Annotated in this window: 30 protein-coding genes; 18 read left to right on the top strand and 12 right to left on the bottom strand. The window is 47.3% G+C overall.

The window, feature by feature from the left end; translation table 11 throughout:
* The first annotated feature begins 19 nt into the window (after positions 1-19).
* From TA_RS08265 to TA_RS00160, 4 genes are read left to right on the top strand one after another with little or no spacing between them, the layout of a single operon-like run.
* Positions 20-376, top strand: a complete 357-nt coding sequence (locus TA_RS08265) for a hypothetical protein (RefSeq protein WP_010900456.1) — start codon at positions 20-22, stop codon at positions 374-376.
* Positions 354-1,181, top strand: a complete 828-nt coding sequence (locus tag TA_RS00150; protein WP_241761842.1) for an RNA-guided endonuclease InsQ/TnpB family protein — start codon at positions 354-356, stop codon at positions 1,179-1,181. Before TA_RS08265 ends, TA_RS00150 begins: the two co-directional genes overlap by 23 nt.
* 51 nt (positions 1,182-1,232) lie before the next feature.
* Positions 1,233-2,405 (top strand): thiolase domain-containing protein, encoded by a 1,173-nt coding sequence (locus tag TA_RS00155; protein ID WP_048162194.1) that lies wholly within the window; start codon positions 1,233-1,235, stop codon positions 2,403-2,405.
* 10 nt (positions 2,406-2,415) lie between these two features.
* Positions 2,416-2,880, top strand: a complete 465-nt coding sequence (locus TA_RS00160; RefSeq protein WP_241761843.1) for a Zn-ribbon domain-containing OB-fold protein — start codon at positions 2,416-2,418, stop codon at positions 2,878-2,880.
* Here the strand turns inward: TA_RS00160 and TA_RS00165 are convergent, their stop codons facing one another.
* Positions 2,881-3,378, bottom strand: a complete 498-nt coding sequence (locus TA_RS00165; protein ID WP_048161392.1) for a hypothetical protein — start codon at positions 3,376-3,378, stop codon at positions 2,881-2,883.
* Positions 3,379-3,641: 263 nt separating this feature from the next.
* Between TA_RS00165 and TA_RS00170 the strand changes: the two genes are divergently transcribed.
* Positions 3,642-4,241, top strand: a complete 600-nt coding sequence (locus TA_RS00170) for a hypothetical protein (RefSeq protein WP_010900461.1) — start codon at positions 3,642-3,644, stop codon at positions 4,239-4,241.
* Positions 4,242-4,270: 29 nt separating this feature from the next.
* Here TA_RS00170 and TA_RS00175 read toward each other — a convergent pair whose 3' ends face one another.
* Together TA_RS00175 and TA_RS00180 are read right to left on the bottom strand one after the other, a co-directional pair.
* On the bottom strand, positions 4,271-4,555 hold the full coding sequence (locus TA_RS00175; protein WP_010900462.1) for a ferritin family protein: 285 nt from the start codon (positions 4,553-4,555) through the stop codon (positions 4,271-4,273).
* An 85-nt stretch (positions 4,556-4,640) separates the two neighbouring features.
* Positions 4,641-5,156, bottom strand: a complete 516-nt coding sequence (locus TA_RS00180) for a hemerythrin domain-containing protein (protein WP_010900463.1) — start codon at positions 5,154-5,156, stop codon at positions 4,641-4,643.
* 130 nt (positions 5,157-5,286) lie between these two features.
* Between TA_RS00180 and TA_RS00185 the strand changes: the two genes are divergently transcribed.
* Both TA_RS00185 and TA_RS00190 read left to right on the top strand, forming a co-directional pair.
* Positions 5,287-8,544 carry a DNA polymerase II large subunit gene (locus TA_RS00185; RefSeq protein ID WP_010900464.1) on the top strand — a complete coding sequence of 1,086 codons (3,258 nt, stop codon included), beginning with the start codon at positions 5,287-5,289 and terminating at the stop codon, positions 8,542-8,544.
* Between the two features lies 1 nt (position 8,545).
* Positions 8,546-9,325, top strand: a complete 780-nt coding sequence (locus tag TA_RS00190) for an ATP/GTP-binding protein (RefSeq protein WP_010900465.1) — start codon at positions 8,546-8,548, stop codon at positions 9,323-9,325.
* Between the two features lie 134 nt (positions 9,326-9,459).
* On the opposite strand, the gene TA_RS00195 is transcribed toward TA_RS00190, so the two are convergent.
* The 3 genes from TA_RS00195 to TA_RS00205 all read right to left on the bottom strand — a co-directional run bounded on the left by TA_RS00195 (position 9,460) and on the right by TA_RS00205 (position 13,104).
* Positions 9,460-10,164: a tetratricopeptide repeat protein gene (locus tag TA_RS00195; RefSeq protein WP_048161395.1), complete on the bottom strand. Its 705-nt coding sequence runs from the start codon at positions 10,162-10,164 to the stop codon at positions 9,460-9,462.
* A 93-nt stretch (positions 10,165-10,257) separates the two neighbouring features.
* Positions 10,258-10,722 carry a molybdopterin-guanine dinucleotide biosynthesis protein B gene (gene mobB, locus TA_RS00200; RefSeq protein WP_010900467.1) on the bottom strand — a complete coding sequence of 155 codons (465 nt, stop codon included), beginning with the start codon at positions 10,720-10,722 and terminating at the stop codon, positions 10,258-10,260.
* Between the two features lie 6 nt (positions 10,723-10,728).
* Positions 10,729-13,104 (bottom strand): valine--tRNA ligase, encoded by a 2,376-nt coding sequence (locus TA_RS00205; RefSeq protein WP_010900468.1) that lies wholly within the window; start codon positions 13,102-13,104, stop codon positions 10,729-10,731.
* Between the two features lie 130 nt (positions 13,105-13,234).
* On the opposite strand from TA_RS00205, the gene TA_RS00210 reads away from it, so the two are divergent.
* Entirely contained in the window at positions 13,235-13,726 is a 492-nt protein-coding gene (locus tag TA_RS00210) for a type II toxin-antitoxin system VapC family toxin (RefSeq protein ID WP_241761844.1), read from the top strand.
* On the opposite strand, the gene TA_RS00215 is transcribed toward TA_RS00210, so the two are convergent.
* From TA_RS00215 to pyrG, 5 genes are all read right to left on the bottom strand, one after another.
* Positions 13,723-14,340 carry an endonuclease dU gene (locus TA_RS00215; RefSeq protein ID WP_010900470.1) on the bottom strand — a complete coding sequence of 206 codons (618 nt, stop codon included), beginning with the start codon at positions 14,338-14,340 and terminating at the stop codon, positions 13,723-13,725. The genes TA_RS00210 and TA_RS00215 overlap by 4 nt on opposite strands.
* Positions 14,337-14,609 carry a hypothetical protein gene (locus TA_RS00220; RefSeq protein WP_010900471.1) on the bottom strand — a complete coding sequence of 91 codons (273 nt, stop codon included), beginning with the start codon at positions 14,607-14,609 and terminating at the stop codon, positions 14,337-14,339. The genes TA_RS00215 and TA_RS00220 overlap by 4 nt, the downstream gene beginning before the upstream one ends.
* Positions 14,610-14,669: 60 nt before the next feature.
* A complete protein-coding gene (locus tag TA_RS08340; protein WP_277770723.1) occupies positions 14,670-14,801 on the bottom strand; it encodes a hypothetical protein in 132 nt (43 codons plus the stop codon).
* Positions 14,802-14,921: 120 nt separating this feature from the next.
* The gene (locus TA_RS00225) at positions 14,922-15,251 is read right to left on the bottom strand and encodes an SCP2 sterol-binding domain-containing protein (protein WP_048161399.1); all 330 of its coding nucleotides are present in this window, start codon (positions 15,249-15,251) and stop codon (positions 14,922-14,924) included.
* Positions 15,211-16,848, bottom strand: coding sequence for a glutamine hydrolyzing CTP synthase (pyrG, locus tag TA_RS00230; protein ID WP_010900472.1), 1,638 nt, complete (start codon positions 16,846-16,848; stop codon positions 15,211-15,213). The genes TA_RS00225 and pyrG overlap by 41 nt, the downstream gene beginning before the upstream one ends.
* Before the next feature lie 277 nt (positions 16,849-17,125).
* Between pyrG and fdhF the strand changes: the two genes are divergently transcribed.
* From fdhF to TA_RS00255, 5 genes are all read left to right on the top strand, one after another.
* The gene (gene fdhF, locus TA_RS00235) at positions 17,126-19,135 is read left to right on the top strand and encodes a formate dehydrogenase subunit alpha (RefSeq protein WP_010900473.1); all 2,010 of its coding nucleotides are present in this window, start codon (positions 17,126-17,128) and stop codon (positions 19,133-19,135) included.
* Complete coding sequence (locus TA_RS00240) at positions 19,132-20,052, top strand: 4Fe-4S dicluster domain-containing protein (RefSeq protein WP_010900474.1); 921 nt, start codon at positions 19,132-19,134, stop codon at positions 20,050-20,052. The genes fdhF and TA_RS00240 overlap by 4 nt, the downstream gene beginning before the upstream one ends.
* A 16-nt stretch (positions 20,053-20,068) precedes the next feature.
* A complete protein-coding gene (locus TA_RS00245) occupies positions 20,069-20,824 on the top strand; it encodes an FAD/NAD(P)-binding protein (RefSeq protein WP_241761845.1) in 756 nt (251 codons plus the stop codon).
* A 169-nt stretch (positions 20,825-20,993) separates the two neighbouring features.
* Complete coding sequence (locus tag TA_RS00250; RefSeq protein ID WP_010900476.1) at positions 20,994-22,424, top strand: MFS transporter; 1,431 nt, start codon at positions 20,994-20,996, stop codon at positions 22,422-22,424.
* Positions 22,425-22,715: 291 nt separating this feature from the next.
* A complete protein-coding gene (locus tag TA_RS00255) occupies positions 22,716-22,916 on the top strand; it encodes a hypothetical protein (RefSeq protein ID WP_048161402.1) in 201 nt (66 codons plus the stop codon).
* A gap of 83 nt (positions 22,917-22,999) precedes the next feature.
* Here TA_RS00255 and TA_RS00260 read toward each other — a convergent pair whose 3' ends face one another.
* On the bottom strand, positions 23,000-23,524 hold the full coding sequence (locus tag TA_RS00260) for a hypothetical protein (RefSeq protein ID WP_156778450.1): 525 nt from the start codon (positions 23,522-23,524) through the stop codon (positions 23,000-23,002).
* A gap of 386 nt (positions 23,525-23,910) precedes the next feature.
* Between TA_RS00260 and TA_RS00265 the strand changes: the two genes are divergently transcribed.
* The 5 genes from TA_RS00265 to TA_RS00285 all read left to right on the top strand — a co-directional run bounded on the left by TA_RS00265 (position 23,911) and on the right by TA_RS00285 (position 26,017).
* Positions 23,911-24,363: a 30S ribosomal protein S19e gene (locus TA_RS00265; RefSeq protein WP_010900478.1), complete on the top strand. Its 453-nt coding sequence runs from the start codon at positions 23,911-23,913 to the stop codon at positions 24,361-24,363.
* 177 nt (positions 24,364-24,540) lie between these two features.
* A complete protein-coding gene (locus tag TA_RS00270; RefSeq protein WP_048161406.1) occupies positions 24,541-24,888 on the top strand; it encodes a DNA-binding protein in 348 nt (115 codons plus the stop codon).
* Positions 24,885-25,040 carry a 50S ribosomal protein L39e gene (locus tag TA_RS00275; protein WP_010900481.1) on the top strand — a complete coding sequence of 52 codons (156 nt, stop codon included), beginning with the start codon at positions 24,885-24,887 and terminating at the stop codon, positions 25,038-25,040. The genes TA_RS00270 and TA_RS00275 overlap by 4 nt, the downstream gene beginning before the upstream one ends.
* A gap of 10 nt (positions 25,041-25,050) precedes the next feature.
* The gene (locus TA_RS00280; protein ID WP_048162197.1) at positions 25,051-25,320 is read left to right on the top strand and encodes a 50S ribosomal protein L31e; all 270 of its coding nucleotides are present in this window, start codon (positions 25,051-25,053) and stop codon (positions 25,318-25,320) included.
* A gap of 46 nt (positions 25,321-25,366) precedes the next feature.
* A complete protein-coding gene (locus TA_RS00285) occupies positions 25,367-26,017 on the top strand; it encodes a translation initiation factor IF-6 (RefSeq protein WP_010900483.1) in 651 nt (216 codons plus the stop codon).
* Positions 26,018-26,030 lie beyond the last annotated feature (13 nt).

Consider the following 26,030-nt stretch of genomic DNA (forward strand, 5'->3'; position numbering starts at 1 on the left):
GATTCAATAGAGGTCGGCTATGAAGGTAATGAGAACTGAACAGGTATTTATCCGTGGTAATGGTGTAATATCCAAAATGTGCCATATGTCAAAGAACCTGTTCAACCAGGCAAATTACATTCTAAGAAATCAGTTCTTCAATAAAGAGAAGATGTCATCATATAAAGATCTTGCAAAACAGTTCTCAATACCATCAGATATTGAGGAAAACAACAACTTCCAGAAACTGCCTGCACAGACAGCACAGTGGACAATTAAAAAGGTAAAACAATCATGGAATTCATTCTTCAGGGCATTGAAAGCATATAAGAAGCATCCGGAATTATTTAATGGTGTTCCAAAACCACAAAATAATGGATTTGGAGGTGAGAACTAGATTAGATGATAATAGAAATCTAAGAGAGGTTAGAATTATACCATTAGGTTCTGGTTATAATGTAGGGATTGTATATTCTAAAGAGATATCAGATATATCAGATTTAAATCCCAAAAGAATACTAGGCATCGATATGGGTGTAAGGAATATCGTAACCATTGGAAACAACATGTCCGAAGAGGGTATTGCTGTTAAGGGCGGTGTCCTTAGATCCATAAACCAGTACTTTAACAAGGAGTTATCGAAGCTGAAATCGGTAAGCGACAGGCAGAATGATGGTAAGGGGAATACAAGAAGAATAAAGAATCTCTACGCGGTTAGAAACGGTAAGATTAAGGACATCATGCACAAGCTGAGCAGAGCCATAATCAGATATGCCTTAAGCATGAATGTAGATACGATCGTCATCGGTCACAGTCAAGGATGGAAGCATACTCCGGACATGGGAAAGAAGAACAACCAGAACTTCGTACAGATACCCTTCAACATTCTGATCGAACAGATACGCTACAAGGGGCAGGAAGCAGGCATAAACGTCATCGTACTTGATGAAAGCTACACAAGCGTATGCTCCTTCATCGACAATGAAAGCATAGAAAAGCATGAAACGTACATGGGAAAGCGCATAAAGAGAGGCATATTCCGATCCCATAAAGGAATATTGATACATGCGGATCTGAACGCATTATACAACACCATAAAAAAGGCAATCTCTGAAGCTTTTGCGGACGGGATAGAGGGTATTGGGTTGTATCCGAGAAGTTTAAGCATCAGAGAGATGATAACTTCTAAAGGTCTCCGTTGACATGGTTAACGGAAACCATAACCTAAATATGGAGACGGAATACTATAGATGATGAACAGAGTAGCAATCATCGGGTACGGCATCAGCAAATTTGGCAAACGCACGGATGCATCGATGTACGACCTCATATGGGAAGCCGGGTCAGAAGCCATAAGATCAAGCGGTGTTGATAAAAAGGACATTGACTACATGGTTGTATCGAACATGGGCATGTGGAGCTCCGAGGAGTTGCCTGCGGTCGTTGCTGGCGAAGTTCTTGGAATAAGAAATGCAGGGCTTCACAGGGTGGAGGCTGCATGCGCAAGTGGCAGCTCTGCCATAGCCTCCGCATACGATGCCATAAGGTCCGGCAGATCCAAGATAGCCATTGCACTTGGCATAGAGAAGATGAACGAGGTGGAGAGCGAAACCGCGATAGAGCTCATAGGAAGGGCTGGAAACTTTCTCTGGGAGTATGAGTTCTTCGGACTGACATTTCCAGGATACTATGCTCTGTACGCGACGGCATACCTGAACAGATATTCGGGCAAGGAAGAAGACCTGGCGCTTGTATCGGTAAAGAATCATCACTACGCCCACCTGAATCCAATAGCACACTTCAGCAACGAGATAACGGTGGATGACGTTATGAAGAGCAGATACATAGCGTCTCCGCTGAAACTGTACGATTCATCGCCCATAACCGACGGATCAGCAGCGGTCATACTGGCATCAGAGGATGTGGCGAAGCAGTACACGGATACTCCCGTTTGGATTGATGCCATAGGTTCAAACCTTGGAACTGCAAATCTCAGCAAGAGGGACGATTTTGTTCACATAGAAGCTGCACGGGAAGCTGCTGCCAAGGCATACCGGATGGCGAAAATAGACGCAGCTAAACCTTACAGATACCTTGACGGTGCAGATGTGCATGACTGCTTTTCGATAGCCGAGGTTCTGGCATATGAGGATCTGGGCTTCGCCGAGAGGGGAAAGGGCCTTGACATGCTGAGGGACGGTGAAACATACATAGGCGGAAAGATACCTGTAAACGTTGACGGCGGCCTGATATCCAAGGGCCATCCAATAGGGGCAACTGGAGTTGCCATGGCCGTGGAGGCCTCGAAGCAGCTCCTGAGAAAGGCCGAACCAGGCCGGCAGATAGACGTTAAAAATGGAAAATTCCTGACCCATAACGTGGGCGGTACAGGGCACTATGCCTATGTTACCATTTACTCTGTGTGAGGTGAAAGCAATGCCAGAATATATTGCCAGGGATGAAAAGACAAATAACGCACTGCTCGTGGATATGCGCAATCTAAGCATAAAGTACAGAATACCGGTTTCCAGGATAGAGAAATTCTACGATGGTCTGGATCATGGCGTCATAATGGGCACCAGGTGCCCTGTGTGCGGCGCCAGGTTTTTCCCGCCCCAGGCCTGGTGCTCTGAATGTGGCTATTCCGGAGATATGGAATTCTACCAGCTTGATACGCACGGGCATCTGCTGACATTCACAAGGATATTCGCAAAGCCGAAGTCTTTCTCGGGGTTTGGCGATTACACGGTCGGCATAGCCCATCTTGACAGGGAAAACCTCAATGTGCTTGCCTGGATCGATGCCAGCATAGATAAGCCGCAGGTTGGAATGGATGTGGTCATAAAGGTGGAGAAGAGAAAAGAGGATGGTGCCACGATATATCTCATATCGCGGCCATGATCAGACTTTCCTCCTGGTATTTTTAAATTTCTCTATTCTATTTTTCACCGGGTTGAATATCAGGATAACTATCCCTATGGGAAGAAGCGTGAAGGCTGCCAGTACCGTGAACATTGTTGATTCCGGCACCACCGTTAATTCAACGGTCAGCTGGATCGTACGATTTCCCGTGTTCAGTATGTACAGCGACCACAATCCGCTTTCATCCGCAACCACGTTTCCGGTCGTGTTGAGGGGGCTGCTGTGATATGGGCTTCGTATTCCTGTGGGCGATATGAGGTATGATGAAAGCGGCCCTGTCACGTTGTTGAAGGTTATCCGGTAGGATATAAGATCATCAAGGCCGGCATACCTGGATATGTTCTCTGAGGCCTGTGGAGATAAATTGACAGTGTACACACCGGTATCTCTGGATATCGACAAAATAGCCACTGAGAACACAACTAGGGAGATCACGATGATGATCGAACCAATGGCAGACATCTTTTTTATGTTCATCTTTTATGCCCCTTGATCATACAGCACATTCTCAATTTCATGGATATACCAGACATTCGCCATCCAGGTTTTAGGATTCACATGTAAAATCTCTATTCTATTATAAATGCTTTCTTAAATCCGTTCATTCCGGCCATCATCCGGCGGCATTCCATCCACCACCGACCTTTGGGTCAGCACCTCTTGCGGACATCGGTGTTTCAAATATTTTTATCGCTGGTCAAATTTGGATACCTATTTATACATATTAAAAATGTGGACATATGCTGCTGATCCTCGACGAGTACTTCAAGGAACATCCAATCAAGCTGAGGATAGTGGATGGGCTTTACACATCTGGCATATCAATAAGGAATGGCAGATTTTTCACCAATGATGTTGAGATATCGGTCAGCGAGATAGCGAGCGCATTCAATGTCAACAGGAAGACCGTTTATGAAACGATAAAGCTCGTTGAGTCAAACGATTCTCTGAGGCGGGTAATGTCATCGATAAAGCCGATGGCAGATATTGCCGATGTTGCTCTGCTGACCGGAAACCAGATAATAACTGCATACACAACCCTAGGGCATTTCCCCTATGTTTTCAAGGAGATATTCAACACCATATCGAAGTACGGATGCTATATCAGGGAGGTATTTTCGAGGAACATGAGCCAGGAGGAGAGCTTCATCCGCATAATATTCTACAGGCCGATCCCTGACAGGATAATAGGCCAGATAAGGAAGATCGACGGTGTGAAGTCGCTCGAGGTCAGGGTCAACATGGACACGGATCAGATACTGTGTAACAACTGCGATATCAAAATATGCCCCACAAAATACATATCAGACGTTGAAAAAGAAGAACTCGGGGATCTGTGAAAAAACTCACCGATCCAAAAATACTATTTTCAATCTCCCAGTTCCTTTATGGGCTTTTCTGAATAGAGTATCTCGTGCAGTTCCCTGTCAAGGGCAGGATCATGCCTTCTTATCCATTCCAGCAGCAGAACGGCGTGCTCCTTCTCATCATCCCTGTTGTGCTCCATTATGTGCTTCAGATCAGCATCCTTTGTTGCGTCAGCGCGCTCATCGTAGAACATCATGGCTTCGATCTCCTCTATCAGAGACTGCCTGGCCCTGCTCAGATCCTTTATTCTTTCCGAAAGGTCTTCCGAGACCTCGTATCTTGGCATGATATGTTATTCCGTTATCTTATAAATATATACTTTGAATTCTCCGATTACTCAATATTCATAAAATAAATCGATAATTATGAAATCACCTGATAACGTCTGGTTCTATGTATGCCAGAAATTCCCTGGAAATACCGGTGTTTCTCGAATACCTGTCCAGACCGGTGTCAAGTATTATATCCATGGCCTCCTTCAGTGCATTTTCCCTTGTCTCGGCTTCCAGTTTCTTCCATCTTGGAAAGATCTGATCCTCTTCGGAGAGGTTATGGTCTGTGAGCGTCTTGTAAAAAAGCGGCATCCTGAGATTGTACAGATCATCGTTGCCGGATCTCTTCCACTTCAGCATATTTTCCGCAAGGGTCTCTATGAGCTTGTGATCGGCCTTGATCCTGTTAACGGTCTGCTCGAAACCCTTGCGATCCTCCCAGTCAAAATCAACGATTACGGGAAATAGTATCTTCTCTTCAACCTCTACGTGGTCCTTCACAAGGTATTCGTTGAAGTCCTCGAACGCCTCCAGCGATTCTTTTCCGTATACAACCCTTGAAAGTATCCTTATTGCGGAATGCTCAACCATCAAAAGCTCCGAAAGATCTGTCATGCCTGATCATCCATCCGCGTCTAATAGCTATTCCCATCTCACGATGATGAATGCCATCGCTTAGATAAAAGGCATTGACGAAGATCCGCATCACTTTTATTAATGCCCATTTGCTTTACCGATGTTGATAATGTCCCAGAAGCCTTTTGATCTTGAGGGATACAGGAAATACATAACCGAGAAGGTCAGAGAGGCCTTCAATGTGGCCCAAGAGGCCAGGGCCAAGGGCCTGGATGTCTCCGATCATGTGGAGATCCCGCTAGCTTCGGATATGGCGGAGAGAATAGAGGCGCTGATCGGAATAAAGGGGATAGCGCAGGAAATAAGGGATCTCAGCAGCAGGATGTCCAGGGAGGAGGTATCTCTGGAAATGTCCAGAAGGATAGCCGCCATGTTCAAGGATAACAGGAAAGAGGCTCTGGACAAGGCCATCAGGGTGGGACTCGCCATACTGACGGAGGGTATACTCGTCGCGCCCCTTGAGGGTATAGCCGATGTGTACATCGGCAAGAACCAGGATGGGAGCGAGTATGTTGGCATCTCATATGCCGGGCCAATCCGCGGTGCAGGCGGTACTGCACAGGCGCTGAGCGTTCTCATAGGGGATGTGGTCAGGAGAGAGCTCGGCATATCACGCTTTCAGCCAACGGAGGATGAGATAGAGAGATACATAGAGGAGATTGAAAGTTACGATCGCATCAAGCACCTTCAGTATATGCCGACACCGGACGAGATCAAGCTGGTTGTGAGGAACTCGCCCATATGCATAGATGGCGAGGGCAGCGAAGAGGAGGAGGTGTCCGGGCACAGGGATATGGAGAGGATAAAGACCAACAGGATAAGGGGCGGGATGTGCCTGGTTCTGTGCGAAGGCCTCGTGCAGAAGGCCAGGAAGATACTCAAGTATACAAGCTCAATGCACCTTGATGACTGGAACTTCCTGGCGAACCTCGGTGGGAAGGCCGAGGGAAAGTCCTCGAAGAAATCGGACAAATTCCTGAAGGATATAGTTGCAGGCAGGCCAGTTTTCTCACACCCATCCAGGCCAGGCGGTTTCAGGCTCAGGTACGGAAGGAGCAGGGTATCTGGGCTTGCCGCCGCATCGCTAAATCCCGCGACAATGTACATAATGGGCAAGTTCATAGCCATCGGATCTCAGATAAAGGTTGAGCTTCCCGGAAAGGCGGCTGCCGTTACACCATGCGATACGATCGATGGCCCAACCGTTTTGCTGAAAAACGGGGATCATGTGAAGATAAACGATATCGAGAAGGCGCGTGAAGTGTACGATGATGTTGTGGAGATAACCGATGCCGGAGAGATACTGATAGCCTACGGCGATTTTCTGGAGAACAATTATCCGCTTCCCACGCCCTCGTTCACGGTTGAATGGTGGGAGCAGTACCTGCCGGATGGCGTGAACGCAAAGGATATCGATCAGTTTTCAGCGGTGGAGATATCCAGGAAGTACGGTATACCGCTGCATCCATACTACGATTATTACTGGCACGATATATCATTTGAAGATCTGGAATTCCTTGTTAAGAATGCGGAACAGTGGAGTATAACCGAGGACGGCATGCGGGTACCTTATCCGGCCTTTGACGTTTTCATAAGACTCGGCATCGAATTCAGAAGATCTGGCGATTACCTCATCATCAGGGATTACTACCCGCTTCTTATCTCCCTGGGCTACGATGTTAGGAATGGGAAGATAGTGAACGTGAAAAAATACGAAAGGAAGGGCAGCGTGATGGAAACGGTCAACTATCTTTCCGGCCTCATAATAAAGCCGAGGGCACCTACCAGGGTTGGCTCTAGGCTGGGCAGGCCAGAGAAGGCCGGGGACCGGAAGATGAAACCCATGGTGCACTCGCTGTTTCCTGTGGAAAGCTACGGCGAGGCCAGAAGATCCATCATAGGAGCCAACAAAAACAGCGAGGGAAGCTACAAAGCTGAGGTATTCTTCTATAGATGCAATTCATGCGGCTTCGAGACGCCTACACCAGTGTGCCCGAGGTGTGGAGGGCACTGTTCACCTCTGGGTGAGAAAACCGGCAGCATAGATCTCGAATCAATACTGAACAGGGCAGAATCGATCCTTGGCATCTCCCTGGATAGCCTGAAGGAGTTCAAGGGCGTTAAGAAGCTGATGTCAAAGGAGAAAGTTGCGGAGCCTATAGAGAAAGGCATACTCAGGGCTGTGCATGATATTTCAGTGAACAAGGACGGAACATGCCGTTTCGATATGTCAGATATACCGATAACGCATTTCAGGTACCGTGAGATAGGCATTGATGAAAGGACACTTGCAGATCTAGGTTATGAGGTCAGGGATGTCAATGAGCTGTTTCCGCAGGACGTTATAATTCCCAGAAAGGCGGCAAAGTATCTTTTCAACGTCTCCAGATTCATCGACGATCTTCTGGTGAAATACTACAACATGCCACCGTTCTACTCGCTTGAAAGCGAAGAGGACCTCATCGGCCACCTCATAATAGGGCTGGCCCCGCATACATCCGGCGGTGTCGTGGGCAGGATAATAGGCTTCAGCGACGTCAACGCCTTCTATGCACATCCGTTCTTCCATGCCGCAAAGAGGAGGAACTGCGACGGTGATGAAGACAGCGTCATGCTCCTGATGGATGGCTTTCTCAACTTCTCTGCCAGGTACCTGCCATCGACCAGAGGGGGGCTCATGGATGCGCCGCTTGTCCTGTCCGTCCTGATCAACCCGGATGAGATAGACAAGGAAGCGCTTAACGTTGATACGCTTTCCAGGTATCCTGTGCTTTTCTACGAGGCGGCCGAACGCCATGCGTCTCCGGCCGAGATAGAGGACACGATGATGACCATGAAGGTCAGGATCAAGAAGACAGGAACCTATATGGGATCATCGTATACGATGGATACCTCGGACATAAACAGCGGGGTACTCGTATCCTCGTACAAGACGCTTGGAACCATGGATGAAAAGATAAACGAGCAGCTTGGCCTTGCGAAGAAGCTCCGTGCCGTGGACGCTGATGACGTTGCTGCCAGGGTTATATCCACGCACTTTCTGCCTGACATGTACGGAAACTTCAGGAAGTTCTTCTCGCAGGAATTCAGATGCACCAAGTGCAATGCAAAGTACAGGCGTATACCGTTGTCCGGGCGGTGCCAGAAATGCGGATCAACAAGCCTGACGCTTACGATACACAAGGGAAGTGTGGTGAAGTACCTCAACGAAACGCTCAAGATAGCCGAGAACTACAGGCTTCCAGATTATCTGAAGGCCAGGATCGACAACCTTGCAAGGACCATAAAGGAGACCTTCCCGGATACCGAGGAGGAGGAAAAGCCAGAACCCAGGGAAGTTAAAATAACCGGCCTCGATATGTACTGATATGATAGGTGCACTTTACGTTGTCGGACCAGCAGGTACCGGAAAATCAACGTTTTCAGGATCACTGAATGAATGGCTGAAGCGCATGGAGTTCGACTCCGCAATAATCAACCTGGACCCAGGCGCGGATTACCTTCCGTACGAACCTGACTTCGACATAAGGGAATACATATCCCTGGATTCGATCATGTCCGATTACAACCTCGGGCCGAATGGGTCGCAGATAGTTGCGGCAGACATGATCGTCAGCTATACGGACAAGATCACCGAGTTCTTAGAGGATCTGGATGACTATTATGTGGTGGTGGATACCCCGGGCCAGATAGAGCTCTTCACATTCAGGACATCATCCACGGAGATAGTGGAGAAGGTATCCGGCCAGAGATCCATGATGGCGTACATAGCCGATGCGCCGCTGGCCACGTACCCATCGGGGTTCATCGCCCAGAAGATGCTCTACGCGTCTGTTTTCTCGAGGTTCTTCAGGCCAATGATGTTCGTTCTAAACAAGATAGACCTCGTCTCAGACGAAGACATACAGGAGGTCAAGAAGTGGGAATCTTCGCCGGATCTTCTCAACGATGCATTCATGGAGGAAAAGGGCCAGATGGAGAAGGACTATTTTGTTGGCATACTCCAGGCCTTCAAGGAGAGCAACATAATGACGAAGATTTACCCGGTATCGTCCAGGGATTCGTTTGGCTTCGAGGATATCTACTCGCAGATGGCCCTCTATTTTACCGGTGGCGAAGACAACGACACATACAGGGAGGAGGGATGATACTCCGCGATCTGCACCCAAGCTCAGGCTTAGGCCTCGGCCGTAAAATATGATCCTCCTCCTATGCAGGCACGGCCTGGAAAGGCCGTATCATTTTGAAAATATACAGAAAGTTCAATTTTTGCATTCCGATCTCAGCGCACCGGATCTCCCTGCATTATCATCTTTCTCAGCCTTTCAGCCTCCTGATTTCCTGGGTCCAGCTTTTCCACCTCTTCGATCACTTCCGAGGCCTCTTCTTTCCTTCCCATCCTTATGAGCACGTCAGCTTTCATCAGCAGGTAGTTGTAGTTTGCTGGAACTATCTTTATGGCCTTCTCTATCGTGGCCAGGGCCTCATTCAGCCTGCCGAGGTTCATGAGGGCCTCATACTTCTTGTACACGAATATCTGGTCCGTGGAGTCAAGATCTGCAGCTTTGGAGTAGTCTTCCAGGGCCTTATCCACATCGCCTTTCTTCCAGTAGGCATTTCCCCTGTTGTAGTAGTAATCAGGTATGTCGTTCTCTATCTTTATTGCAGCTGTGAACTCCTGTATTGCCTTGTCCACGAGGCCCATATCCTCATACACTGAACCGAGGACGTTGTGGTAATCCGGTTGCGAAGCGTCGAGGCTGATGCTCTTCTTCAGATCCTTTATGGCCTCCTCGTACTTCTTCATGGAATAATAGGCCATACCTCTGTTATGGTAAAGATCGGGATCATCCGGAATTATCTCAATGGCCTTGGTGAACTCCTCCACGGCTTTATCATACTTGTTGATGTTGAAATACGAAATACCCCTCTCGTTGTACTCATCCGCGCGCTGTTCCTTATTATTGAGCTTGAATTCGTCAGACATGCCTTATCCGTGTCCTATAACGGAGCTATTATACAATGTTTTTGTTTCCATGAGAAAACTAATATTGAAAATCAGCAATTGATACACGCTACTTTACGTTGAATTGCTGCTTTCTATTATGCCCACTATGCGCGAAGCTTCCTCTGGAAAGATTATTGCTTCCCCTGCATACGTGGAATTGTTGGCCCTTATCACAAAATCATGCGGAAACCTGAGAAATGATTCATCGCCTATGACCAGAAATTTTATAGAAGTGGGAAAGCTTTTGAAACCTTCTATCAGAACTATATCCGCATCAAGTGAAGCGATCACCTCCCCGATCTCCGTCCTTTTCCTTGTCAGCCTGTAGGTCATAGTTGGGGAAAGGCCTATTGTGTCGTAGGATCCTGCCTTCTCAGCCCTCCATGTGTCCTTTCCCTGGGTGTCAAGATCGAGATTGTCGTGCGGTATGTTCTTTATGTACGCTATCCTGTACTTTTCATGGAGGCGGCGTATGATCTCTTCGATCACCGTTGTCTTTCCGGATGATGAGGATCCGAAGAAAGAAAAGACCTTCATGGAACCTCACGGAAACACTGTAGCGTCAACAGCGTCTCCGTCAGCTATCTCCATGCTGTCTATCCTGAGCATCCCGGAGAGCAGATCTCTGTATTTCTCTATCAGATCTTTTCTTCCTTTTACCGATGCTACCTTCACCCTGGTTCCAACGGACACCTTTGCTGCTGATTTTGCAGATCTTATCGCATCGATCACGCTGACAATGTATGAGACCTCCTCATTGGCATCGCTGTATCTGCGCTTCTCATCCGGCCAGGAATCCACATGGATGCTGATCTTTCTTCCTGGAAAATCAATGGTCTGGTAGATCTCCTCGGCTATGAATGGCATTATTGGCGCATACGCCTTTGCCACATCCAGCATGACCTTTGAAGCCGTATAAACAGTTTCATCCACCGTGTCATAGTCACCGGCTGCAGAAGCCTTCTGTATTATGGGCTTTATCATCTCCAGGTAATTGTCGCAGAACACGTTCCAGAAGAAGGTGTCCAGCGCGGTCCTTGCCTTTGAGACCTCATAGTTATCCATATGCGTGGTGATCGTTTCCATTATCCTGGAATCCTCCGTAAGTATCCATCTGTTCACTGGATGCTTCACATCTTCAAACAGGCGGATCTTACGATCGCCTTTCAGTATGTCGATGAGTTTCTTTGCGTTGTACATCTTTATCACTGTTCTGCGGCCCCTGGTGAAGTCCTGATCCTTGATCCTTATGTCATCCCCCTGCGACACCGTAGAGGCCCAGAACCTGAGGGCATCAGCCCCGTATTTATCGATCATGCTGTATATGTCCACGATGTTCCCCTTGCTCTTGCTCATCTTCTCTCCGTACATATCGTAGACGTTTCCGCTGATCATTATCCTGAACCATGGTATCCTGTCGTCGTGGATCTTCGACCTGGCTATGGTTGTGAAGGCCCAGAATGATATGATGTCATGGCCCTGCCCCCTGAGATCCTCTGGATAGTATTTATCGAAGAGGCCGAAGTGGGTCAGGGCAATCCTCGGCGTGAGGGATGATGTGGCCCATGTATCCATAACGTCCCTTTCAGGCACAAGGTTAGTTGAACCGCATCTGTCGCATTTCTTGGAAGGCTTCTGTATCCTTGGGTCAACTGGCAGTTCGCTCTCATCCGCATATACCGTATTGCCGCAATCAGCGCAGTACCATACTGGAAATGGAACACCGTAATAGCGCTGCCTGGAGATCAGCCAGTCCCATTTCAGGCCGTTTACCCAGTTCTCATATCTGACGCGCATGTATTCCGGCGTCCACTCTATCTTTCTGCCGTTTTCAATGAAGGCGTCCTTCAAGTCAAGGTACTTTATGAACCACTGCTTCTCGATGAATATCTCTATGGGTGTTCCGCACCTCTCATGGGTGTTCACGGAGTGCTTTATGCTCTCCTCCTTGACCACATGGCCCCCTTCCCTGAGAATCTCTACTATCTTCTTCCTCGCATCCGATATGCTCAGGCCTTTGAGCGGCCCAGCTTCCTCAGTCATCCTTCCGTCCTTGTCTATGCTGATCTTCAGTGGCAGGTTGTATTTCTTCCAGAGATCAAGGTCATTCTGGTCGCCGAATGTGCAGACCATCTCCGCTCCAGTTCCGAAGTTCATGTCAACGGAAGCATCGGCCATTATCCTTACGTGATTTCCGAAGATCGGTACGGTAGCCTCCTTTCCGATCAGATCCCTGTATCTGGCGTCGTCAGGATTGACGAAAACAGCAACGCATGATCCGAGCATCTCAGGCCTGGTCGTTGCAATGGTAAGGGGCCTATCGCCAACGCTGAAGTTTATGTATACAAGCTTCGTGTGCATCTCCTGATCCTTCATCTCAATCTGCGAGATGGAGGTCTTGCAGGTTGGGCACCTTATGGATGGTGCGAGATCCCTGTAAACCCTGCCCTTCCTTACCAGATCCAGGAACATCGATTGCGAGATCCTTATGGATTCCGGAGAGCTGGTTACATAGTAGTCCTTGAAGTAACAGCTCATGCCTATGCGCTTCCAGCCCTCAAGGAGGCTTTTCTCGCTGGATTCGCTAATCTCCTTGCACAGCCTTATGAATTCCTCCACATTGCTGTCGCTTGGCTTTATTCCGGTTTCCTTCTCCACGTATCTTTCCGTTGGAAGGCCGTTGTCATCGAAGCCCCATGGAAAGAATACATGGTATCCGCGCATTCGTTTGTATCTAGCTATGAAATCTATATGAGGATATGAAAACGAGTGACCCATGTGCATTTTGCCGGATACCGTCGGTGGTGGGGTATCTATGGCAAAGACCTTATCGCGATCTGCTGGTTCGAACCTGTAAACATCCTTCTCGTCCCAGTACCTGATCCACTTTTCTTCCATCTGATTTACGTCTATATCCATTCTGATTTGTAATTGAGAGACGCTTAATTAATTTACTTTGCCTTGGGTCGGTTCTCAATTTCATAAAGGCGATGCCCAGACAATAATGGCATTGTCAAATGTTTTATATCAAGTATTGATAGCTTTAGGAATGATATACGTCATAGACACCTCCGCCATAATCTCCAGGAATCTGAACCTTCTGGAGGGCGATCTGATGTTTCCGTCATCGGTGATAGGCGAGATAAAGAAGGGAAAGCTACGATACATGATAGACGTGCTGCTGCCGATGATAAGGGTGGCCAGCCCGGATCATGAATACCTGAAGATCGTGGAGGAGACAGCGGCGAAGACGGGGGATCTCATGAACCTGAGCCAGACGGACAAGGATGTTCTGGCGCTGGCGCTGCAGTATGACGCCACCATCGTAACAGATGACTATTCCATCCAAAACGTTGCATCGTACCTTAACCTTGGCTTCCTGAACGCAAATATAAAGCGCATAGACAAGCAGATAGCCTGGATATACCGCTGCACTGGCTGCAAGAAGGTTTTTCCAGGGCCGGTGAAGGTGTGCGACATATGCGGGCATGAGGTGAAGAGGCATTACGACAAGAGAAAATCCATGATCAGAAAGGTCTAACGGCCAAGGATCTTTCCAACGAGATCCGCCAGCCTGATTGCTTCTGGAAATTTTCCCCGGATGGTATTTCTTGTTATTATTTCCTGGGCGCTCTGAGCATCGATTCCGGACAGATTCGCCATTATTATATAACCATTGTTTCTGATCTCAACCGGCTTCAGAGACCTCAGTATCCTGACCTTTTCCGGATCATCAAGGTGCTTTTCTATTGCGGCGATCATCCTCTCTACGCTTCCCCCCTGTTCAAATACAGAGATAACCGGTACGCGGATCCGCTGATACAGTGCATCTATATCGCATATGTTGAAGCCGGCAAATGATATGCCGCTCATCATTATGATGCGTGCCACGCGACCTGTATAGAGAAACAGGTTTTCTATTGCTCTGTTCACGTCATCTCCGTCTACCTGGATCTTTTCTTTTTCCATCATCTCTACGTATCCATCCATGCGCATCAGCACGCCTACGAGATTGCTTTCGCGGTCTCCCCTTGAAAATGGAGAATCGTCTATGCCCAGTATCCTTATGCCACGCTTTATCTGCATTCTCCGCGGTCCAGGCTCGAATGGAAGGGAGAAGCCACTCTCCGGATAATCATCCCGGCCACCAATCATCTTGTCCTCCTGACTGAGTATCTTATCTCATGGCTTCTTGGAAACTCCCTCTGATAGATCTCCTTGAATAATCTTTCGAAGTCATCCGTGGATGTATGATATTCGGCGCTCCTGAAGCCAAACTCCTTGATATTCAGTGAACCGTCCTCCGCCTTCATTATCTCTATTCCGCGATCCTTCTTGAAGGTCTTCATTTCTATTTCGTATCCGGGCTTGAGCTTCCTGATCATCGCTGATAGATCCCTTATGGCACCGGATGAAGATATCATCGGCATTGCAGCGATCACCTGACGTTGCAGATAGGTATTGGAAAATAATAGCTGTTTTGATCAGGCCATACTTTTTGTGTGTTCCGCGATCACATGATCCCTGCACTCATCCTCTGATCGGAAGGTGAGGCCGCAGAATGGGCACCTGTATTCTATGCGGCCGGATACCGCTATTCTGATGCACCCAGGCATGTATGATAAAGCGCTTGCTCCAACAATACCCTATCGGATCTCCAAATCATTCCAAAAAAATGGTTTATATCTGAACTGCCAGTCGCTGAATCGGACACTGAAAGCGCCTGCTGAAGCGAATCACTTGAGCAGATCAGATATCAGGAGCTTGTCCATTAGGGAGGCCTTTATCTTTATCTGCTTTGTCAGGTACGCTGTGAGCGGATCGATCTCCTTTGAGAGTATCTTGCTGAATACCTCTGAGGAAACCATCACATTTATGTCTGCATCTATTTTCCCCTCCTCAACATCGCTCAGGTGGGCGTCCTTGAGGTAGAAGTGATAGCTGTCCTTGCCATCGAACTCAAGATTTATGCTTCTTGTAAGGGACTTCAGCTTCTCCCTGTATTTTGGGTCATCCTCAAATTTCCTATTGACCTTGGCTACTAGCTGCTGTAGCGTATCCTTCATGATTTTCCCCCATCCTTCTGTGCTTAAAAATTAATGCCTGCTCGACCAGATGCAGGTGAACCTTCGATGGATCCAGAGGCCTTGACTTGAACTCGCTGTGATACTGCGTTGCTATGAAGCTTTCATCGCCGGGCCTTTCTAGTATCTCCATCCTGATGCCTTCCTCATCCGTTGCCGAGAACTTGAATCCTGCCTTCTCGATCATATCTATGTAATCCGGGTTTACCTCATACCTGTGCCTGTGCCTTTCGTATATCACATCTGCACCATATATCCTGTGTGCAAGCGTACCCTTCTTTATTACAACCTTCTTCGATCCAAGGCGCATCGTTCCACCCATGTCCTTGACTCCCCTCTGCTCTGGCAGTATGTCAACTACCGGATACTTCGTCTTTTCGTCGAACTCTGTGCTGTTGGCCCCGTCAAGCCCGAGCACGTATCTGGCGACGGCTATGACTGCGACCTGGAAGCCAAGGCATATCCCCAGAAATGGAACGCCGTTCTCCATGGCATATCTCGTGGCAGCTATCTTCCCTTCAACGCCCCTGTAGCCGAATCCGCCAGGTATGAGTATCGCATCGGCTTCGCTGAGCACGCTCTGGTCATTCTTGACCTTCTCTGAATCGATCCACATTATGTCTACGGCAATACCTGTGTTTCCTGTAACGTGAGAGAACGCCTCCTTGTGGCTTATATATGCATCATGGAGATCAACGTACTTGCCAACTATGGCAACCTTCACGCGATCCCTGGGGTGCCTTATGTTTTCGGCGTAGCTAGTCCAGGAGTCTCTGTACTCTATGTTCATGTTCAGAAGCTTCGACAGCCTTGTTATAAGGCCCTCATTAACCATCATCTGCGGAAGTAGGTACACATTTTCAACGTCGCTTACACTTATTATGCCTTCCACGGGCACATCGGTGAACAGGGATATTCTGGATTTTGTCTCTTCCGTTAGTTTCTGCTTGGATCTTGCAAATATTATATCGGGCTGTATTCCTATTTCCCTCAGAGCCTTGACGCTGTGCTGGGTTGGCTTTGTTTTCTGCTCCATGGTCGGCCCTATCTCCGGAACAAGCGTAACGTGCGCGAAGACAACGTTCTGTTCCTCGCGCTTGAGCTGCCTCAGCGCCTCTAGAAACGGCATCGATTCTATGTCACCGACGGTACCGCCAACCTCTATGAGAACAACATCCGCCCCGCTGGTCCTTGCCACTTCCCTGATCCTGCGCTTTATCTCATCGGTTATGTGCGGTATTATCTGCACAGTCTTTCCAAGGTAATCTCCATGCCTCTCCTTCTGTATCACCTCAAGATACACCTTTCCGGTTGTTATATTGTTGTCTCTTGACAGATTTATGTTCATGAAGCGCTCATAGTTGCCAAGATCAAGGTCAACCTCGCCACCATCGTCCAGAACAAAGACCTCTCCATGTTGGTACGGATTCATAGTACCCGCATCATAATTTATATAAGGGTCGATTTTTACTGCAGATACCTTTATGCCTGAATCCTTGAGAATGTGACCAATGCTTGAAGTTATTGTACCTTTGCCAAGACCGGAGATAACTCCACCAGTCACAACTATGTACTGCATTGTAGATAAACACAGACTCGTTAATTAAATTTTTCAATTCTTACGAGAACCGTATTTGAGGCTATCCCGCACCATCACAATGCGCCTGTTGTTTATTAATTGCTGTGTTCTTTTTCAGCGTACAGAAATTCTGAGGGCAACTCGCGATCCGGTACGAATTAAATATATATTTATATGGATGAAGATAGGTTATCAGTTGATAATCAATACGTATTACGCAGCATCTTCTGTCTGTTTCAGGAGAAATATATTTAAATCAAGACAGAATAGTAAGATCATGACGCTAACTGTCTGCCCCTACTGCGGGACAGGCTGCCAGATTGAAGTAGATTATTCCGGCGATCATTACACGGTGCATGGTTATACAAGATCTGCAGTGAACGAGGGAAAGCTCTGCATAAAGGGATACCAGGGGCTTTCCTATGCGAGCTCGCATGACAGGATAACCTCGCCCATGCTGAGAAGCGGTGACACATGGGTGAAGGTGAGCTGGGATGAGGCGATAGATTACGTTGTGAAAAGGCTGAAGGAGATAAGGGACAGGTACGGTCCGGACGCAATAGCATTCCAGGCGTCAGCCAAGTGCACGAACGAGGAAAACTACCTCCTTCAGAAGATAGCACGAATGATCGGAACGAACAATGTGGATCACTGTGCCAGAAGCTGCCACAGCTCCACGGTTGCCGGCCTGATAAGGACACTGGGAACTGCGGCTGCAACCGGATCCATTAAAAGCCTGAAGTCAACCCAGACCTTTTTTGTCATAGGATCGAACACAACGGAACAGCACCCAATAATAGGCACAACGATAATAAAGCAGAAAAAGGCGGGCAAAAAGCTCATAGTTGCTGATCCAAGGAGAACAAAGCTAGCATCCATAGCTGACGTCTTTCTCCAGTTCAAACCTGGTTCTGATGTCGCTCTCCTGAACTCCATGATGTTCGTTATCCTGAAAAGGGGCCTGATAGATTCAGAGTTCATAAAGAGTAGGACAGAGGGATTTGAAGCATTTGCAGAGGAAATAGAAAAATACCCGCCTGAACTGACAGAACAGATCACCGGTGTGCCGCCGGATCTGGTTGAAAAGGCAGCGGAGATCTACGCTTCAAACAGGCCTTCAGCCATACTCTACGGCATGGGCATAACGCAGCACATCCATGGAACGGAGAACGTTATGAGCGTTTCCAACCTTGCGCTGATGACCGGCAACCTTGGCAGATACGGTTCGGGCATATTTCCTCTCAGGGGCCAGAACAACGTCCAGGGTTCCAGCGATATGGGTGCGCTCTCCGAATTCTATCCAGGTTATGTCCCGCCAGATTCACCAGGCGTGGAGAAATTCGAGCGGATCTGGGAGGCGAAGCTCCCGAGGAAGGTTGGCCTCATGCTCTCAGAGATGTTCGATGCAGCCATAGATGGGCGCGTCAAGGCAATATACCTGATGGGTGAGAATCCGGTGATAACGGAGGCAAACCTTTCAGATGTGGAAAGGGGCCTGAAGAATCTTGAGCTGTTCGTTGTACAGGATATTTTCATGACGGACACGGCCAGATACGCACACGTTATACTTCCAGCCACATCAGCTCTGGAGAAGGAGGGCACATTCACCAACACCGAACGCCGGATACAGCGCGTCGTTCCTGTCAAAGATCCGCCCGGGGATGCCAGGCCGGACTGGTGGATACTCAGCCAGATCTATTCAAAGATCTTCGACAGGGAAGCGTACAGATCGCCTGAGGATATATTCAATGAGATACGCCTGGCAATCCCGAACTATTCTGGGGTCAGATACAGCGATCTGTATCCGGATGGGAAACAGTGGCCCATCAACGATCAGCATCCTGAAGGGGCAGAGATACTCCATGTCGATAAATTCGCCAGGGGGCTCGGTAGGTTCATGGCCATACCGTACAAATCGCCATCCGAATCGCCGGATGAAGAGTACCCCTTCATACTGACCACGGGCAGGAACTATTACCACTGGCATTCAGGCACCATGACGCGCCGCAGCGAAATACTGGAGAGGGAATCCCCCAATCCGTATGTTGAAATAAGTGTCAACGACGCAAAGAAACTCTCGATAAGAAATGGCCAGACGATAACCATCGAATCAAGGCACGGATCCATAAAACTCCCGGCCATGGTGACATCGAAGATTCCGGATGGCATAGTGTTCGTGCCATTCCATTTCAAGGAAGCCAGGGTGAACCTGCTTGTGGGCGAAAACCTTGATCCGTACTCAAAGATACCTGAATTCAAGGTGGTGGCCGTGAAGGTGAAAGCATGATATACGAACTCACCGGCGAAGATATGGAAGAGCTCTTCCGGAGGATATCAGAAGAGTACGAAACCTTCGGGGCAAAGGAAGATCTTGGAGAAGTGGTTTTCTCAAAAATATCATCTTTCAGCCAGGTATCGGAAAAGAAGAGCAGCTATTCACCGAAGGATTTTCTCATAAAGAGGTCGGAAAATGTTCTAGAAGTACCACGCGCCGAAAAGAAGGCGGTTTTTGGCGTTAAGAGCTGTGATCTTCGCGGCTTCCAGCTTATGGATCTGCAGATACTCAATAAAGATCCATTCTACACCGTCAGAAGGGAAAACACCATCTTTGTGAACTTTGTGTGCAACGAGATGTGCCCGGGGGGATTCTGCACCTCATTTGGCGGCCCGGTTCTTGATAAATTCGACATTCAGGTTATTCATATGGATGGGAGGTATTTTGTGCAGGCTGATGAGAAATATGCGAAGTTTCTGGAAGGATTCAAAGTATCAGAAGACCAGAACGTATTCTCAAAGCACTCTGAGGCTTTTCTGCAGCACTATGGAAGGCTAGAACTCAACAATATAGAGAAGAGGATGAAGTGGTCTTCGAAACTGTGGAATGAGTTTGCAAATTACTGCATATCATGCGGCGCCTGCAATTATTCCTGCCCAACATGCTACTGCATAGACGTTTATGATGATGAGACTGGGCGAAAGAAGGAGTGGGATTCATGCATACTCGAAGGATTCACAAGGACGGCAGCCGGAAATGTGAGGCCAGATCTTTCAGACAGGCTCAGGCAGAGGTTCTACCACAAGTTCAAATACTACAGGCTCTCAAAGGGCGAATACCTGTGCACCGGGTGCAACAGATGCGTGGACGATTGCCCCGTTGATATTGATATAAAGGAGGTGATAACGCACGATTACGATAAAGAATGAGTATCGTCCTGAAAAAATGAAGCCCATAAAGTTCAGGATGGAGACTGAAGACACCTACACAATGGTTTTTCAGAAGAAAACAGACTCGCATGCCGGCCAGTTCTACATGGTTTCCGTTGACGGTGTTGGCGAATCGCCGATATCCGTAGCATCAGGCTACGGCAATCCGCTGACATTCTCCATAAAGGCCGTGGGATCGGTCACAAGATACATAATGGATCACAGAGACATCGAAATAGGACTTAGAGGGCCTTACGGAAATGAATGGCCGTGGAAAGGCGCGGACCACATAGTGGCCATAGCTGGAGGCATAGGCATACCTCCAATAAAGGCGCTGATAGAGGATATGGAATCCGAAGGAAACCTCGACGATCTGACCGTTCTCTATGGTGCGAGATCCCCAGGGGACATAGTTTACAAAAATGAGATCGAGGCATGGAAGAAGAAGCTGGATCTTCAAATAACTGTAGACAGCGGTGACGCCTCATGGAATGGACATGTGGGTGTTGTCACCACTCTGATACCGGGTGTGAAGAAATTCAATGGTGGCCGTGCATTTGTCATTGGACCACCCATAATGATGAAGTTCTCGGTTCAGGAACTCATAAAGCAGGGATTCAGGCCTGAGAACATATACCTGTCCCTTGAACGGAGGATGGAATGCGGCATAGGCGTTTGCGGGCACTGCAACCTTGGGCAATGGTATGTGTGCGAGGCCGGCCCAATATTCAGGTACTCGGATGTGATGAACGAACCTGAACTGTTTCTTTGAAACTGAAGAGTGCGCCTCGTATTCATAGTGCGTAAAGGATCGTATAGCGATGACGTCATCGGCGGCTGCAGATAAATAGTCAAAATATGAGAATATATATCTATATATTATATTGAGATGAACCTTAACTATGCACTCCGAATATCCTAACTGATCTGAGGAAGGATAAATGGCACAAGGACTGCTCCAGCAGCTTGATAATGCAAAGGTTGGAAAGTTCCATCTGAGGGCATGGGTCATATCTGGAATGGGCTTTTTCACGGATGCATATGATCTTTTCATAATAGGCACAGTAGTATCACTGCTACCGCTTGCTGGCTGGAACTCCCTAACAACAGCGGATATTTCGCTGATATCTTCAGTCGCCCTTCTTGCATCGGTCATAGGGGCATTTACCTTTGGCAGGTTGCTGGATCTGCTCGGAAGGAGCAGAGTTTACGGTTTCGAACTCATGCTTCTCATAATAGGTGCTGTTGGCAGTGCATTTCTTGTTCCTGTCAACGGTGTCCTGTATCTGCTCATTTGGAGGTTCATACTTGGTCTCGGCATAGGCGGAGATTACGCAGGCAGCTCCACCATAATGGCTGAGTTTTCAAATGCAAAGAACAGGGGCCAGCTCATCGGCATGGTCTTCTCCATGCAGGGCTTCGGCCTCGTCTTCGGGCCGGTGATAGCGCTTGTGATGCTTAGATACATACCCAGCATAGACCTTGTATGGAGGCTGTTGCTGTTTCTGGGTGCAATACCTGCCGCGATCGTTCTCTATGGAAGGAGGACGATAGGTGAGACGCCGAGGTATTCAATAAATGTGTCAGGAGACATCTCTTCAGCAAAAAAAGCGATCCAGGAGATATCCGGAAAATCCACAGTGCAGGCAAATCCGGATGAGCTGATTGGTGAGCACATAAGCTGGAAGAAGATGTTCACGGACAGGTACTTCCTTATGACGCTCATAGGCACGGCCGGCGCATGGTTTGCCCTTGACTGGGCATTTTATGGCAACTCGATAATGAGCCACCAGATGCTATCTGCCATAGTTCCTGCGTCTCTCGGAGGGGTGGCGAAGGTAAAGATGACCACTTTCTATGCCCTCATAATATTTGCCGTATCCGCCCTTCCTGGATACTGGATTGCGACGTTTACTGTGGACAGAATAGGAAGAAAGCCCCTTCAGATACTCGGGTTCTTCATGATGGCGTTATCCTACATCATACTGGGCGTATTCAGATTCATATCTGCGCCTTCTTACATAATCTGGTTCATGATCATATACGGCCTTAGCTACTTCTTCACGGAATTCGGGCCAAACGTTACCACTTTCATATACGGGCCAGAAATGTTCCCGACGTCTCTGAGGGGCATGGGCTCAGGTCTGTCATCTGCAGGTGGCAAACTGGGAGCGTTCATAGGGACTGCACTTAACGTTGTGATATACGCGATCTTCGGTGAAAGTGTGTTGTTCATCATTCTCGCATTCATATCCATTGCCGGCGCACTTCTGACCATGTTCTTCCTCCCGGAGACGTCCGGCAGGAGTCTTGAGGATATCTCCGGCGAGAGAAACTACAAAAGGGCACTGAGCAGTGGATCCAAGAAGTGAATCAGCAGTCTTCAAAAGGTATTCTATCTCTTCTATATTTTATATTTGATCAAAAGCACTTGGTTTATGGTTGCATTTCATCTTTAACTGAATCAGTTACGAAGGCGGTACCGCGTGCGCTTAATGATCGAAGATACATAGATATGCCGACATCTAATAATGGTATCTGTAATACAGAAGTGCCTCTTGAGATCATAGTAAATAACATTTCGATAGTGCCGCATATAAATGGGGAAGGATGGGAATCGTTAATATCGTATGTTTTTCAAACATGAATCATTTTTATAGGGAATGTTTGAGGATGGAAGCAGCGGTGAGATTGAGATATTTAGGAAATACACTGGATTCCAAAATAGAGTTTCATTTATCATTCTGCTTCGTATACTTGTAAACGCGTTTGCTAAAATAACTCCTTCTGAATTCTATGGTATATGCGTGTACGGACAGAAATCAATTTCTAAATCAGAAGATAATGCCTTGGCTGGAAAATAATTAACAATGGGTAAATAATGTTTCCCCCACGTAAAAAGCCTAGTTTAGATCACGTTGATCGAACGTCTCTGCTGATTTTCTTGCTATTTAGCACTTGGGCTTTCAGTATTTCCGAATCCAACCATGTTATTGAATTTCTTCTTGTTAAGCGAATATATTATTATACCTGCATGTGAGAGGACTATAAACATCGCCACTGAGGCGTATTGAATTTGGCTTGAATAGTAGTACGCACTTAACGATAGGCTGTACCCCTCAATAGCGAGCGAAAGGAAAGTCCCTGTGATGATAGTAACTACAGCGATGCCAAGAAGTACAAGGCCAAATTTCCTGTTCATGGTGTATCCTGCATAATCAGGCATATATTTCTCTGCTTGAAAATTAGAAGGACCTGAGAGCGCATTTCCACCTGTTAGTGTCCTGTAAATAAGAATAAGTGAAATTATAGACCATGTGAGAAAGATGAAATAAATGAACCACATGGCAATGCTGTAATTTCTGTTTGTGTTGTCCGCATAGGCCGAATAGAGAAAAATCAGCATAAGCCAACCGACAATTATGCCTATTATGCGAGAGACACTAATATGCCCGGGTGAAGATAAGTTCATAAATAAAAATATAACTTCTGAATATAAACTTTTTTTACTTAATGCATTAAGAATACCATTTGGATGAGTTTTAATGCTCAGATAACAATCGTTTGATTTTACAGGATTCGCCAATATTTCATTTATCCATGCGATAGTATCGAATGCCGCGTTGGGATTAGGACTGAGAGGCATCTTCGCTCCCTGAAATACCGAATTATTTGCTATACTGGAAGATAAACTGTTTGTACAAATTCATCAGTATGGATACTAGATTCTGCAGTCATCCCCGTTCCCAGTGTTATCTCTATGATTAAAGAAGTGTTTTGTTCTGACCATACGCCACAAGAAATTCCGACGAAAACATTATTAATCAAGTTTAAATATGCCCCACATCCTGTGATAATATGGTTAGTGTCAAATACGTTCCAAGTGATCTGTTGATCAATTACGTCTCCGAGAAGCTCAAGAGCGAGAAGAAGATAGCTGAGCCTGACTGGTCAAAATACGTTAAGACCGGCATAAGCCGTGAGAAATCTCCGGTGAACAGGGACTGGATTTATGTACGCGCTGCGGCAATGCTCAGAAAGCTCTACATAAACGGTTACCTCGGTATATCCAGGATGAGCAGCGAATACGGCGGAAAGGTTGACAGGGGATCAAAAAGATACCATGCTGCCCAGGGAAGCAGGTCTATTATAAGGTATCTGTTCCACGAGCTGGAAAAGGCAGGATACGTGCAGAAGACACCGAAGGGAAGATCTCTTTCACCTCAGGGAATGTCTCTGCTTGACAACGCTAGCAAGGATATAATAAAGCAGCTTGCAGAAAAGGACCCTGCGTTCCAGAAATTCATCTGATAACGTATCTGCATCAGGATATGCAGGTTCGATCGGTCTTGCGTGGGAATAAAAATCCTTATAAATTAAGTTGAAATCGGTAATATACTGGATCTGATTGCTTGATGGATGTACCCCAGCAGGGTGTGTCCATAATCCCGCTGATGATACATGGCATCTCATCCGAAAGTGATGCATATGGATGATGACGAGGAACTTGAAAGAATAAGAAGGCAGCAGCTTGAAAGCATGCAAAGGCAGGCCATGCAGGAGCAGATGCGTGAGGAGCAGGAGAAGCAGAGAGAGGCAGAGAGGGCCAGGCGTCAGCAGATACTGAGGCAGATACTGGATCCGTCCGCAAGAGAGCGCCTCAACAATGTCAGGCTTGTCAGGCCAGATCTTGCCGATAACGTCGAAAACCAGCTGATTCAGCTTGCCAGCATGGGAAGGATAAACCGCATGCTTTCAGAAAGGGATATAATTGATATATTAAGTAAGCTTACCGAGAATAAAAGAGAACCAAAGATAGAGAGGAGAAGCAAATGAGCCGGAACAAGGAGCTTGGTAGAAAGATACGCTTGATGAAGAAGATAAAGCAGAACAGAAGGGTGCCTGGCTGGGTTATGATGAGGACAGCCAGGAAGGTGACGCAGAACCCACTCAGGAGAAACTGGAGACGCGGAAGTCTGAAGATATGAGGTGAAGCTGATGGCAGATGAAACAGTGGCTCAGGAAGTCATAATAAATGTACCGCTCAGAGATGCAAAGGCATCCTCAAGAAAGAGGAGAGCTGACACTGCCGTATCGATCCTGAGGAATTTTGTTTCAAAGAAGATGAAAATAGATAAGGGCAAGATATGGATCGATCCAAAAGTAAGTGAAAAGATATGGGAGCGTGGAAGGGAACATATTCCATCGAAAATGTCCGTGAAGGTAATAAAATTAGAAGAAGGGACAACGGAAATCATAATGCCGTGATTCCGGCTCAACTTTTTTCAATCTGCTCATCAACCGGTGATGTATTGTGATAAGGAAAACGTCAGTTCTCAGAAGTAACTTTATCGGCATTTACGCGAAGGCCTGGGATGACGTTGCCTTCATCACCATGATGGCCGATGAAAAGACGGTTGCCGATTTTCAGGAAGTACTGCAGGTTGATGTCAGGAGGATAAGCATAGACAATTCCAGCCTCATAGGAACAATGATGGTCATGAACTCTAATGGCCTCATAGTTCCCTACGGTTCGGAGATAACCGGCCTTGGCGATCTGGACGGAAGAAACGTTCTTCAGCTGAAGGACAAGATCAATGCCATAGGCAATGACATAATAGCAAACGATCACGGCGCCATAATACACAAGAACTTCAGCAACAGATCGCGCAAGGAGATAGAGGACACGCTCGGCGTGGAGACCATAAGAACCACCATAGGAAACATACTGACCGTAGGCTCAGCTGGTATACTGACATCAAAGGGAATGCTGGTAAATCCGGAAACCGATGACGATGAGCTCGAATTTCTGAGAGACTTCTTCAAGGTTTCGGTAAAGTCCGGAACAGCCAACTTTGGAAGCATCTATGTTGGAGCATCCATAGTGGCAAATTCAAAGGGCGTTCTTGTTGGCAAGGACACCACGCCAATCGAGATGGACAGGATAGATGACGTCCTGTCCTGATCGGTGAAAGAAG

This window comes from Thermoplasma acidophilum DSM 1728 (genome assembly GCF_000195915.1).
Taxonomy (GTDB): domain Archaea; phylum Thermoplasmatota; class Thermoplasmata; order Thermoplasmatales; family Thermoplasmataceae; genus Thermoplasma; species Thermoplasma acidophilum.